The sequence below is a fragment of the Ferdinandcohnia sp. Marseille-Q9671 genome (genome assembly GCF_976954385.1).
This window is the reverse complement of sequence record NZ_CDRJTA010000004.1, coordinates 408,384-421,201: the sequence shown is the minus strand read 5'-3', so window position 1 is coordinate 421,201 and position 12,818 is coordinate 408,384. Positions and strand designations below refer to the sequence as shown.

The following is a 12,818-nucleotide window of genomic DNA, read 5'->3' as shown; positions in this document are numbered from 1 at the left end:
TCAACCTCCTGAGGCATTAGCCTCTACTGACAAAAGTAAAACCTTTGACAGTTGCCGCGATTTTTCAAATGAAGCTTTAAGCATAAGATCAAAGACTTATTTAACACCACATCTTGCGACAACCTTATTTATGCCACCTTGAGTGGGCCTAAAATTCAGCAGCAAATACACCATGGTGTATTTGAATAGAAAGGTGCATTATCATGAAAATTGATGTAATTGGTGATATACATGGGTGTTTTCAAGAATTCGAAGCATTAACTAAAAAACTCGGGTATTCTTGGGAGGACGGAATTCCTATACATACAGATCGTAAACTCGCATTCGTAGGTGATTTAACGGATCGAGGACCGGATTCGATAAAGGTGATTGAAACGGTCTATAACCTTGTGATTCAAGCCAAAAAAGCATTTTACGTGCCTGGGAATCATTGCAACAAGCTATATCGTTTTTTTTGTGGGAATAAAGTGCAAATCACACATGGTTTGGAAACGACCGTTGCGGAATTTGAGGCATTGAATAAAAAAGGACAACAAAGCATTCAAAGTAAATTTATTTATTTATACGAACAAGCCCCCTTACATCAACAGCTTGATGAAGGCAAACTAGTCATTGCTCACGCAGGAATCCGTGAGGATTATATTGGGCGAAAAGACAAAAAAGTAAAAACGTTTGTACTCTATGGGGACATTACAGGAAAGAACAATCCTGATGGAACCCCAGAACGACGAGATTGGGCAAAGCTCTATAAGGGCTCAGCATGGATTGTTTATGGCCACACGCCAGTAAAGGAGCCAAGAAAGATCAACAATACAATTAATATTGATACAGGCGCTGTCTTCGGTGGACATTTAACAGCTTTAAGATATCCTGAAATGGAGACCGTATCCGTGCCATCTTCCATGCCATATGTTGCTGAAAAGTTTCGAGGATTAGATTAGGTAGGGGATGATTAAAGGTTGTCGGGCAACGCTCCTCTTTTGTTTGTTTTGTGAGGGCTAATGTTACACTTTTGATCTTATCTAATGAGAATCGGGCACGATCCGGTAGTTCGTTTACGCTTCGACTAGCTTTGTTACAGAGTAGACACGATTCGATGGCTTGCGTTTCCAATTTGACTGTTTTTGTTGCGGAGTGGGCACGATCCTACCGCTTCTGTTTCCACTTTGACTGTTTTTGTTGTGGAGTAGGCACGATTCAACGGCTTCCGTTACCACTTTGACTGTTTTTGTTGCGGAGTGGGCACAATCCAACGGCTTACTTTACCACTTAGACTGTTTTTGTTGTGGAATGGGAACGATTCAACGGCTTGCTTTACCACTTTGATTGTTTTTGTTGTGGAATGGGAACGATTCAACGGCTTGCTTTACCACTTTGACTGTTTTTGTTATAAAATAGGCAGTTGTTTCCTAACACTCTGCACAAAAAAGCGACCTCAAATGGTCGCCTTTTCCAATAATGCCTTCATATCTACAGGAATTTCGGCGAAAAACGCCATTTCTTTTTTCTCCATTGGATGCCAAAATCTAAGTTCACGACAATGAAGCGCTTGTCTATTTATATCGCCCCGCTGTCCTCCGTACAAATCATCCCCGACGATTGGGTGACCGAGGTGCGCAAGGTGGACTCTGATTTGATGGGTTCGTCCCGTTTCTAGCTGTAACTTAAGTTGTGTCAAATTTTCAAATCGCTTAATAGTTTCGTAATGAGTAACAGCCCTCTGTCCGTCAGGTCGTACCTCACGCTCAATAATACTTGTCTCTTTCCTACCAATTGGTTGGTCAATTGTACCGCTATCATTAGCAACCAAGCCATGTACCATTGCTTCATAGGTACGTTTTACTTCCCCTACCTTCTGTTGCTCTGAAAGTAAGTGATGAATATGCCGGTGCTTTGCTACTAGCAATAAACCAGATGTATCCCGATCAAGACGGTTGACCAAATGTACTGTTACATGTAAGCCTATCGATTGATAGTAATAAAGTATGGCATTAGCTAAACTGCCACTCGAGCTATCACGCGAAGGAATAGACTGCTGATTCGGTGGCTTATTTACGACCAGTACATATGAATCCTCATAGACAATTTGCAACGGTAATTTTTCAGGTCTGAGCTCGACACTTGGGTTTTCGTTAGGGAAGATTACTTTTAGTATCTCCCCCTCCGATAGCCTGTGGCGGACTGTTACATGAGCATTATTTACGAAAATACCACCACCGGCAAATTTAATATCCGTAAGGGCTGTCTTTGATATCTTCTGCTCCTTTAGGAAGTCCTTTATCAATTTCCCTGTATCATGAGGTGTAATATTCCACTCCAGAACAAATGTTGACACAATTATTTTCCTCTCACTTCATACTAAATTAATCCGAAATAAATGAGTCACGAACCCTTTTCCAGAATGGGAAAGGCCTGAAACGTGCAAAGCGAATTTTTTCAGTTGCCACCCTGCATTGAATGGATTTGACATCTTTGTGTAATAGCGTTAAGTGGTCAATTGTAATATGAAAATCTACATCATTTACTGGTTTCAACAGAATGGTGTGGTGGTCAGGTAAAATCAATGGTGAACCAACTGTACGAAACACCCGATTATTAATCGATGCCATTTCTGCTACCTGGATTGCTTCAATAGATGGATGAAGAATCGCACCACCAAGTGCTTTATTATAAGCTGTACTTCCGGATGGGGTTGATATACATAATCCATCTCCACGGAATGTCTCGAATAGCTGACCCTTGATCTCAAGATCCATAACAAGTGAACCCTCTACACTTTTTACAGTACATTCATTCAATGCTAAATATCTTGATTCTCGACCACCATTAATATAACGGATGTATACCTCTAGTAATGGGTATTCAACAACTTGATATGGCGTTTTGGCTATCGCAATGACAAGCTTTTCAATTTCTTCTGGAACCCAATCGGCGTAGAACCCAAGATGCCCAGTGTGTACACCAACAAATGCTGTTTTATCTAATCGGCTACGATAACGGTGAAAAGCATATAATAGTGTTCCATCTCCTCCGACAGACACAACAATATCGGGTTGATCCTCATCATAAATGAGCTGAAAGTCCATTAAATATGTTTTTATTCTTTGCATTAATGTATTAGACGTTGAGTCACCTTTCGAAGTAACAGCAAATTTCATGTTTACACCCTATTCTACAAGAATTTATCAATCCATTACTTTTTCCTAGAAAAAATAGCTTGTGCTTCTTGAATTTCGCCTCGTATTTGAGACATCTCTTCATCAAGTCTAAAAGCCGCCTCTGCTGCACGTTGTAATCTGTCTTCAATTTCCTTTGGAAATCGTCCCCTATATTTATAATTCAAGGAATGCTCAATCGTAGCCCAAAAATTCATCGCAAGAGTTCGAACTTGTATTTCAACTAAGATTTTTTTCTCTCCATTTATGGTTTGGACCGGATACTTAATAACTAAATGGTACGAACGATATCCGCTTTCTTTCTTTTTTGTTATATAATCACGTTCTTCAACGATTTCAAAATCATTACGCATCCGTAGTATTTCAACAACTCGTTTGATATCATCTACGAATTGACACATCATCCTAAGCCCTGCTAGATCTTGAATTTCCTCCTCAAGCTTATCGAGCGGAATATTCTTTTTTGCTGCCTTATCTAAGATACTGGGGATTGGTTTTACTCTTCCTGTCACAAATTCAATCGGAGAATGGGTCCCCTGCATTTCGAATTGTGTTCTCATTCCTTTAAGCTTTATTTTTAGCTCATCCACGGCCTGCCTGTATGGAGCTAAAAAAAGATCCCAGTCTTTACTCATGATAGCCCCCCATTTTTTCTTAGCTTATAATGCATGTTCAAAAAGGCGTATGAAAAGGACCTGTCGACAAGAATGCCACGCCTTATGTCTTGTCTCCTTAGAACATCCTGTGCGATAGAAGTTCGAGGCGGTGAAGCTCCCGCGTAGCTGAGCGTATGCAATTTAATACGCAAGAAACGGAAAAGCAAGACCACAAACACCTTCCACAGGACGTGGTGACTTCGACATTCGACACAGGAAATGTCGGTATTTAGCCGAAGTTCTTCACTAGATGTTTCATTTTCACCTTACTTTTGACATCCTCTATAGGCTATTAATTTTTAGTTAAAAACGTTTTTTCTACAAGCTCAACCATTTCCTCACCATAGTTAGCATTTCCTTCAATATTATGTAATAAATACTCCAGCTCAGGAATGATATTGGTTAATTCAAGTTCCTCATTTTCAAGATGTAAGATTACCGTAAGCTTTTGTGAGATAACATCTTTTAGTGAAGGCCAAAGTGCTGAAGATAAACTTACATAGATAAATTCCTGATCATTTTCAAGTTTATAAATGAATGCCAATGAGTCAGAATCAACAAGCATTTCCCCACTTGCACGTAAAGTACCTGTTTCAAAATTCGTTGTTTCTGCAACTAATTCTAATTTGTCGGTAGATTGTTTATAATGGCTAATTTCAATACGTTTCTGCATGATACTCTCCTTTTATGACGGTTCAACAAGAACGTCTTAAATCCAAATCCACACTTATTTTATCATATGTACAACCATTCTTTAAAGAAACTGCTGCAATAATGATATAATATATCCAATTATATAAAAAGGACGTTGATTGGTATGTCACAGGAGCTTGAAATTGAATTTAAAAATATGCTAAACGAAGCGGAGTATCAACACTTACTATCTACTTTTTCCATTACAGATGAACAAATCATTACCCAAGAAAATTTTTACTTTGACACTCCTGATTTTTCATTAAAAAAGGTAGGAGCAGCTCTGAGGATTCGAGAAAAGAAGGGGATCTTCACATTAACATTAAAACAACCCGTAGAACGAGGATTGTTAGAAACACACCAGTGTTTGACAGAAAAGGACGCTCAGAACATGCTATCAGGCGGCCAATTAATTGAAGGTGACGTTTCTGCTATCATAAGAAGACTTTCTATTAAGCCAGAGCATATTACTTATTTTGGCTCACTGAAAACAAATCGGGCTGAAGTAGAATATAAAAACGGGCTACTCGTATTGGATAAGAGTTACTATTTAAATCATATTGATTTCGAGGTAGAATATGAAGTAACAGATGAAGTATCAGGCAAAGTGCATTTTATCGACTTTCTTAACACACATACTATCCCTATTCGTCACACCGATAACAAAATTCGCAGATTTTATAATCGTAAGAAACAAATCCTACTAGGAGAGTAACGCAGATGAAAATAGATTTTAAAGTATTAATGGAGCTACAGGCATTGCGAAATGTTTCATCTACTACAGACTCGGCTACAAGTAATGACGGCTCTATTTTTAAAGATATGCTAGTACAGCTACTGTCATCGTCACAGCTTCCTTCATCTAATAGCGAAAGCATTCGATCACAGATTAACACTTCTTCCTTATATAGCAGCAAGCATTATATCCCATTATCTATAACGGATGCAAAAGCACTGAGTATTCCAACTAGCTTTGATGATTTAATACAAGATGCAGCACAAAAATACAATGTAGATCCACGCTTAATAAGCTCCGTCATCAAGCATGAGTCGAATTTCAATCCAAATGCGAAAAGTCACGCAGGTGCAACAGGCTTAATGCAACTGATGCCAGCTACTGCAAGAGGATTAGGAGTAACAAATCTTACAGATCCTGTTCAGAACATTGAAGCTGGTACAAAGTATCTCCGTAACATGCTTGATCGTTATAATGGAAATGTTTCACTGGCACTTGCTGCCTATAATGCAGGACCTGGAAATGTGGATAAGTATGGCGGTATTCCTCCCTTTAAAGAAACACAAAACTATGTAAAAAAAGTTACAGCCACCTATATGGGATAAATGAAAAGCTCTCTTCACTGGGGGCTTTGTTCTATTTTTACGTGACTTAACCTTACTATTCCAAAAATTTCATTCCTGTTTGAGAGCTCTTTATTTGAGTTAACTCTCGTCCATTGATAAAATGTTTATACATTCGAATTAGTAGCTTTATAAAAAAAAGCTCCAAATACTATCTCTTCGAAATTATTGAGCACATATTTTAAAGGAGTTATCAACATGTCTGAGAAATTAATACCACCCTATGAAGCAATCGGCGGAGAAGAAACTCTTTCGAAACTTGTTGATGCTTTTTATAAACGAGTGGGAAAGCACGAAGATTTAGCTCCCATTTTTCCCGATGACTTAACTGAAACTGCTAGAAAGCAAAAACAGTTTTTAACTCAATATTTAGGTGGCCCTGCCATTTATTCATATGAGCACGGTCATCCAATGCTACGAGCAAGGCATCTACCTTTTCCAATTACTCCAACTAGAGCAAATGCTTGGCTCGCATGCATGAGAGAAGCTATGGACGAGATAGAGCTTGATGGTCCGATTAGAACAGAGTTTTATAATAGGCTCGTTCTAACTGCACAACATATGATTAACACTCCTGACGAGCAGAAAGGGGTAAGGTCTTGAATAAGAAGGAATATGACAATAATCAATCTCACCAAACACATGGTAATCGACCTTTAGAAATATACATGTTCATTGACCCATTATGTCCTGATTGTTGGGCACTTGAACCTATTCTAAAAAAGCTTACGATTGAGTATGGAAGGTATTTTACAATTCGTCATGTTTTAAGTGGGCGCCTTGCCTCACTCAATGCGCAAAAGAAGCAAAAGCCCTCTGATATGGCTCAGGTGTGGGAACGTACAGCTAGTAGGTCTGGTATGTCTTGTGACGGTACACTCTGGCTAGAGAACCCCATCACAGCGCCCCATTCCGTATCAATTGCCATAAAAGCTGCAGAGCTGCAAGGTAAGAAGGCTGGCATTCTATTTTTACGTAAGCTTCAGGAAACGTTATTTTTAGAAAAACGAGATATTTCAGATGTAAAGGTTTTATTAAACTGTGCGGAAGAAGTGGGTCTTGATGTGACCGAGTTTGAAAACGACCTTCATTCCTCCAGTGCAGCAAAAGCATTTCAATGTGATTTGAAAATTACAGCTGAAATGGAAGTTGATGAAATTCCTACACTTGTTTTCTTTAATGAAAACATTGAGGAAGAAGGTCTAAAAATCACTGGTTGTTATCCTTACGATATGTACGTTCACATCATTTACGAAATGCTTGGTGATAAAATTAATCCTACTCCTCCACCACCATTGGAAGATTTTCTAAAACACTTTAGATTCGTTGCTACGAAAGAAATATCCGTTTTATATGATTTACCAATGGCAGAAGTCGAACGAGAAATGAAGAAGCTATTATTAAAACAAAAAGTTGAACAAGTTCCTGTAAAGTTCGGAACATTTTGGCGGTACATTGAATAGTTGATCCGTAATACGGTTTTTACCTACCCAACCGATTTTCTAGACCAGAGATCCGGTGGCGCAAGGAGCTAGACAGTGAATAAAGACAAAAAGACTTGGTGGCGACAATCGCCTCCAAGTCTTTTTTCTATTTCAATAAAGGGGATGGGAGAAATTTTCACTTCAAACAAAGGGGTGTTGTTTGTGTGATTACTTCTGATATTACTATACCAAATAGTGATAACCATTTTCAACTATATGTACATTTTTTCACAAAGTTGTCAAATTCGTATTCTTAATTATGATGCTCGTACATACAAATAAAGTATAAATCTTACAAATAGTTGTAAGGAGGTTGGGGATTTGAGAAAAATTGGACTCATACTCGGGCTTATCATGATCGTCATTACGTTTGGACTTAATATCTTGGGATTAATGAAATTAATTCCCCTTTATATTACGACACCTCTTCTTTTTTTATCTTTACTTGTGACACTCGTTATATTTAATAATCGGAATAAGTTCAGGGGTTTTAGATAAGTAAGATACTGAAGTATTTTCATCTCTCAAATAGATATGCAAGCATCAATAAGGACATCCAAATGGATGTCCTTGCTCAATTATTGCTTTTCTAGTAGTTTTTCCATTTCAATTAATGTTGCTTCAAAAACCTTACAAGCCTCTTTAATTGGCTCTGCAGAAGTCATATCCACTCCAGCATTTTTAAGTACTTCAATTGGGTAATCAGAGCTTCCTGCTTTAAGGAAATTATTAATATAGCGGTCAACAGCCGGCTGACCTTCTTCTAATATTTGTTTACTTAAGGCAGTTGCAGCACTATAACCAGTTGCGTATTGATATACATAATAATTGTAATAGAAATGTGGAATGCGTGACCATTCCAAGCCAATTTCCTCATCCACTATGATATTATTTCCAAAGTACTTTTTATTTAAATCATAGTATACCTGTGTAAATAAATCTGGAGTAAGTGCCACTCCTTCTTGTGCTTTCATGTGAATCATGTGTTCAAATTCTGCAAACATTGTTTGGCGGAAGACAGTACCCCTAAAGCCTTCTAACTGATGGTTCAATAAATATAATCTCTTTTGATCATCATCAATTGTTTGTAATAGGTGATGATTTAATAATGCTTCATTACAAGTTGACGCTACTTCAGCTACAAAGATTGAATAATTTCCATATGGATATGGTTGGTTATTTCTTGTGTAGTAGCTGTGAACAGAGTGGCCAAATTCATGTGCTAAAGTAAATAAATTATTTACATTATCCTGCCAGTTCATCAAAATATATGGATTTGTACCATATGTTCCAGATGAATATGCCCCACTGCGCTTACCTTTGTTTTCATGGACATCAACCCAGCGATTCTCAAAACCTGACTTTAAGACGCTAAGATAGTCTTCTCCTAATGGAGCAAGACCTTTAAGGATATAATCCTTCGCTTCCGCATAGGTAACCTCCATTTTTACATCCTTCACAAGTGGAGTGTAAAGATCGTACATATGAAGCTCATCTACACCTAGGGCCTTTTTACGAAGATCAACATAACGATGTAATAGATGTAGATTATCGTTTATTGTATTTACTAAATTGTCATACACAGTTTCAGGGATATTGTTGCTGCTTAACGCTGACTCTCTTGCTGATTTATAGTTACGAATACGCGCATTAAAATTATCCTTTTTAACTGTTCCGCTTAATGTACTACCGAACGTATTTTTAAATTTCCCGTATGTATCATAGACTGCCTTGAACGCTTCCTCCCTCACACGCCGATCGCCACTTTCTAGGAATCGGATATAGCGTCCATGAGTAATTTCAACCTCTTCTCCATTCTCATCCTTAATGGATGGGAACGTCAAATCAGCATTGTTTAACATTCCGAACGTATTGCTTGAGGAATCCATTACCTCATATGCTTGAGCAAGTAATGCTTCCTCCTTCGCTGTAAGTACATGCGGACGTTCACGGTTAATATCATGTAGAGCATGCTCGTAGACTTTTAGCTCTTCTTTTTCAGCTAAAAAGCTCTTTATTTTTTCTTCATCTATGGAAAGAATTTCAGGTACAATATAAGACAATGCACTTCCTACTTGGGTATACAGATTTGTTGCTCTATCATGTAAGCCTTGATAAAAAGAATCTGTTGTGTCTTGATCGTAACGCATATGTGAATATGTATAAAGTTTACCCATTCTTAAAGAAATGGCATCTTGATAAGCCAATGCCTCATATAATTTATCCGCAGACTCCCCTAGTTTACCTTCGAACTCTGATATTCCAGGAATCATTTCTTTAATTTCAGTAAATTCCTTTTCCCACTCCATATCTGAAGCAAAAATATCCTCTAATTTCCACGTATCCTGTTCAGGAATCTCCTTCCTACTTGGGAGCTTCTTTACAGTTGTTTGTTCAGCCATTAGATTACCTCCTATTTCAACCTATTATAAAACATTCGATATCCTTCTTTATATCTCCTTCATTATATAAAAAGTTTAAGTTTTTTGAATTCCATTTCCTATCTATAATATGGTTTTTCCCAACCATATATTCTTCATTCACTCCACAAGTTACCATATGTCTTTTATACCTTTAAAAAGAGCTTCATCCATATCATATGCTTCCTGCAAGTTTGTAGGAATATGTATGTCATTGACTTTTTGATATGTTGTATTACTAACCCTTTTGAGTATTCCAATTGTTACGAGTAGGTGTAGGTATTCGCTAACTGCAAGCGAATACTGGGAAAGTGAGACTAGCGGAAGTTGTCTAAGTGATATTTCAGATGAAACAATGCGCTTGGAAATAGCCTCCATTACAGTAGAAAAAAAGAAGGTTTTGCCAACCCGAAGTGGAAGCAAGATTTCAAGTAATATCCACATTTGCCATATCATTGGTGGCGTATGAAACCAATAGCTTGTTGGAAGGGGTAACCCGGCTTCTGCTGGTAAATGGGCAGGTGGGATATGAGTTTGATATAAAGCATTTAAAAATGATTCAATATGTTTAGTTGAGTAATTTGAATAACGAATCCTCCAGTTTTTCTTCCTTCTCAACCAATCACTTTCTACAGAAAAATGAGTAGTATGAGTTAACAGTTTCATAAAAGATATATTTTTCTTTTTATATAATTGAATTGAGCCAAACGTTTCACTCGATGTAAATGGAAATAAGTTAGATACCTTCAAGAACTGTGAGCTCTCAGGACAATAATAAAGGATACTCGGGTGGGATATTTGATTGAAGGATGTTGCAAAAAGCCATTGAAAGGGAGAGAGTTTAATTGAATTTGTGGACAATCTCTTGAACCACTTTGCACCAATAATCCAAATTGGAAGAATACCTAACTTTTTGTAGGAGTCCGATCTCTTTTTAAATTGGCTATAATCAATTACAGAACATTGGTATTCAATCGCATACCGGTGATTTTGTGTGGTTAAAAAAAGGTCTGGGCGTTGTGCAACTTCTGATAAATATGGCTCAAGTCTAACATCATATCCTTGTGCCTGTAGCCATTCATAGAGTTGTCTTTTACCTTGAAGATGGTACTCTGATTCTGGTTCAGTACTAACTGTACAGACAGCTCCTTTTACATGTGCGAAATGACTTGTTTTTTTCAGTCCAGCTTTTAATTGTACGCTAGTTCGACATGCTGGACACTGAAAAGATTCACGGGCGCGAATATCTAACAAATCCGAACGATTCCACTTCTCTACTAACGAAATATATTCTCCATTCTCCCGTAACGCAACAAACATGGTTTCATCTCCTTGCTATTATTAATTTCAGTTTAAAAATAGCAAAGTTACTTTAAACACTCAACTTTGTAAAAATCAATTATCTAATAGTAAAAGCAAACAAAAAAAGCCGATTCCATATAATGAAATCGACTTTTGTTTATAGTGAGAAATGTTGCGATAGGATTTCAAGCGCATTCTCACTGATGATTTTTTTACCATACTCTTCAATTCTATGAATGGATAGAGTTGATTCTTGACCATATTCCAATACAATACTTAACATATTTTCGAGTTCATCTTCTGTATATATTTCCTCATTAAATTCGAGAAATAAGAAATATTTATTCTCGAACGAATATAAAGTATTAGCAAGTCCTTCAAGCTTAATTCGGTGTGCAAGTGAAATGACGTCTTCAAAATCATTGAACCGAATTAAAAATTGGAAGTTTTCTTCCTCGAATTCTTCAACATAATCTTTATCATCAAATTTTGAATGGAATTGTTGATCAAGTAAAGATTCTATTTTTTCATCGACTGGGATTTTATCATCACCAACTGGAAGTTCGTACTTGTTTCCATCTTTAGAGAGCTGTGCTCGCGTCACGAGGACCTCTAACCCTTTTTCAAGCGCTTGGACTTGGATCCATAGTGGCCCATCTACCGTGAATTCCTCTTCCTGATGAATTTCATCCATCATTTCCCAAAAGAGCTCTTCACTGCGCTCCCGGTTATACCAGATTTCTTCACGTTCAAATCCGCGCTGTTCTATATCATTATATGAAATATAAAATTTTACTGTGTATTCATTGATTCGTTCGATTTCCATTACAGAACCTCTCCCTTCTTGCTCAGATTTTGAAGGGACGTTATACCCCCGAGCCAGATGCTCTTTTAATCACTTTTCCCAAAATTGAATTAGAATAATCCACCTTAAGGAAAAAGTCTATATCTTGTACTTTATTTTATGATAAAAGATATAAGAATGGAAATAAAAAAGTGTTATTTTTTAAAAACAGTTATTTGCCCCGGATAGTACTGATTAATCCCCATTCCGGAAGCTTCTGTTTATTATGTTTTATTATAATATGAATCACATAATAAAACGAGTAATATGTCCTATTTTCTACTAATTAAAACACTAGTACCTGGAATAATACGTACCTCAAGTAATTAGCTTATCTCACATAGTTGGGCTACTTCATTGTAACAAAAAAACTTCTACAGTAATAAACAGTAGAAGTTTTTAATGATTAATTTACTAAGCGTTGAGCTTCTTTTAATTGGAAGGTACGAACTTTTCTTGGAAGAAATCTTCGTATTTCGTCCTCATTGTATCCAACTTGAAGCCTTTTCTCATCAATGATAATCGGTCTACGAAGTAGCCCAGGATTACCTTGAATCAACTTGTATAGTTCATGAAGAGGAAGAGACTCTAAATTTACATTTAATTTTTGAAACACCTTAGATCGAGTTGAAATAATTTCATCTGTCCCATCTTCGGTCATACGTAAAATTTCCTTAATCTCTTCAATTGTAAGAGAATCAGAAATGATGTTTCTTTCTTGATATGGAATTTCATGTTCCTCTAACCATGACTTCGCTTTACGGCATGAAGTACAGCTTGGAGAAGTATAAAGAGTAACCATAAACCTTATCACTCCCTTAAAGTAGATTATTACTTAACAATCAGCATGATTGGTCATGGATGCTTTGATCAAATGCGCCTTG

The 12,818-nt window shown here is 37.1% G+C and carries 14 protein-coding genes; 6 read left to right on the top strand and 8 right to left on the bottom strand.

From position 1 onward, the window contains the following. Positions 1–203: 203 nt before the first annotated feature. Positions 204–941 carry a bis(5'-nucleosyl)-tetraphosphatase PrpE gene (gene prpE, locus ACWNMY_RS17300; RefSeq protein WP_449539497.1) on the top strand — a complete coding sequence of 246 codons (738 nt, stop codon included), beginning with the start codon at positions 204–206 and terminating at the stop codon, positions 939–941. 494 nt (positions 942–1,435) lie between these two features. On the opposite strand, the gene ACWNMY_RS17295 is transcribed toward prpE, so the two are convergent. From ACWNMY_RS17295 to ACWNMY_RS17280, 4 genes are all read right to left on the bottom strand, one after another. After that, positions 1,436–2,335 (bottom strand): RluA family pseudouridine synthase, encoded by a 900-nt coding sequence (locus ACWNMY_RS17295; RefSeq protein WP_449539496.1) that lies wholly within the window; start codon positions 2,333–2,335, stop codon positions 1,436–1,438. A 28-nt stretch (positions 2,336–2,363) separates the two neighbouring features. Beyond that, positions 2,364–3,158, bottom strand: coding sequence for an NAD kinase (locus tag ACWNMY_RS17290; RefSeq protein WP_449539495.1), 795 nt, complete (start codon positions 3,156–3,158; stop codon positions 2,364–2,366). A gap of 35 nt (positions 3,159–3,193) precedes the next feature. Beyond that, positions 3,194–3,811, bottom strand: coding sequence for a GTP pyrophosphokinase (locus tag ACWNMY_RS17285; protein WP_449539494.1), 618 nt, complete (start codon positions 3,809–3,811; stop codon positions 3,194–3,196). A 313-nt stretch (positions 3,812–4,124) separates the two neighbouring features. Then, the gene (locus ACWNMY_RS17280; protein WP_449539493.1) at positions 4,125–4,505 is read right to left on the bottom strand and encodes a UPF0738 family protein; all 381 of its coding nucleotides are present in this window, start codon (positions 4,503–4,505) and stop codon (positions 4,125–4,127) included. A 144-nt stretch (positions 4,506–4,649) separates the two neighbouring features. Here ACWNMY_RS17280 and ACWNMY_RS17275 point away from each other — a divergent pair, with 144 nt between their 5' ends. The 5 genes from ACWNMY_RS17275 (at position 4,650) to ACWNMY_RS17255 (ending at position 7,866) form a co-directional block, all read left to right on the top strand. Further along, the gene (locus ACWNMY_RS17275; RefSeq protein WP_449539492.1) at positions 4,650–5,240 is read left to right on the top strand and encodes a CYTH domain-containing protein; all 591 of its coding nucleotides are present in this window, start codon (positions 4,650–4,652) and stop codon (positions 5,238–5,240) included. Positions 5,241–5,245: 5 nt separating this feature from the next. Next, positions 5,246–5,866 carry a lytic transglycosylase domain-containing protein gene (locus tag ACWNMY_RS17270; protein ID WP_449539491.1) on the top strand — a complete coding sequence of 207 codons (621 nt, stop codon included), beginning with the start codon at positions 5,246–5,248 and terminating at the stop codon, positions 5,864–5,866. A 216-nt stretch (positions 5,867–6,082) separates the two neighbouring features. Then, the gene (locus ACWNMY_RS17265) at positions 6,083–6,487 is read left to right on the top strand and encodes a globin domain-containing protein (protein WP_449539490.1); all 405 of its coding nucleotides are present in this window, start codon (positions 6,083–6,085) and stop codon (positions 6,485–6,487) included. Next, positions 6,484–7,347, top strand: coding sequence for a ClpXP adapter SpxH family protein (locus tag ACWNMY_RS17260; protein WP_449539489.1), 864 nt, complete (start codon positions 6,484–6,486; stop codon positions 7,345–7,347). The genes ACWNMY_RS17265 and ACWNMY_RS17260 overlap by 4 nt, the downstream gene beginning before the upstream one ends. A gap of 342 nt (positions 7,348–7,689) precedes the next feature. Next, positions 7,690–7,866 carry a hypothetical protein gene (locus ACWNMY_RS17255; RefSeq protein WP_449539488.1) on the top strand — a complete coding sequence of 59 codons (177 nt, stop codon included), beginning with the start codon at positions 7,690–7,692 and terminating at the stop codon, positions 7,864–7,866. Between the two features lie 80 nt (positions 7,867–7,946). Here the strand turns inward: ACWNMY_RS17255 and pepF are convergent, their stop codons facing one another. The 4 genes from pepF to spxA all read right to left on the bottom strand — a co-directional run bounded on the left by pepF (position 7,947) and on the right by spxA (position 12,736). After that, a complete protein-coding gene (gene pepF, locus ACWNMY_RS17250; RefSeq protein WP_449539487.1) occupies positions 7,947–9,770 on the bottom strand; it encodes an oligoendopeptidase F in 1,824 nt (607 codons plus the stop codon). Between the two features lie 150 nt (positions 9,771–9,920). Further along, positions 9,921–11,108 (bottom strand): competence protein CoiA, encoded by a 1,188-nt coding sequence (locus ACWNMY_RS17245; RefSeq protein WP_449539486.1) that lies wholly within the window; start codon positions 11,106–11,108, stop codon positions 9,921–9,923. 139 nt (positions 11,109–11,247) lie between these two features. Further along, on the bottom strand, positions 11,248–11,916 hold the full coding sequence (mecA, locus tag ACWNMY_RS17240; RefSeq protein ID WP_449539485.1) for an adaptor protein MecA: 669 nt from the start codon (positions 11,914–11,916) through the stop codon (positions 11,248–11,250). Positions 11,917–12,340: 424 nt separating this feature from the next. Continuing rightward, on the bottom strand, positions 12,341–12,736 hold the full coding sequence (spxA, locus tag ACWNMY_RS17235; protein ID WP_449539484.1) for a transcriptional regulator SpxA: 396 nt from the start codon (positions 12,734–12,736) through the stop codon (positions 12,341–12,343). Positions 12,737–12,818 lie beyond the last annotated feature (82 nt).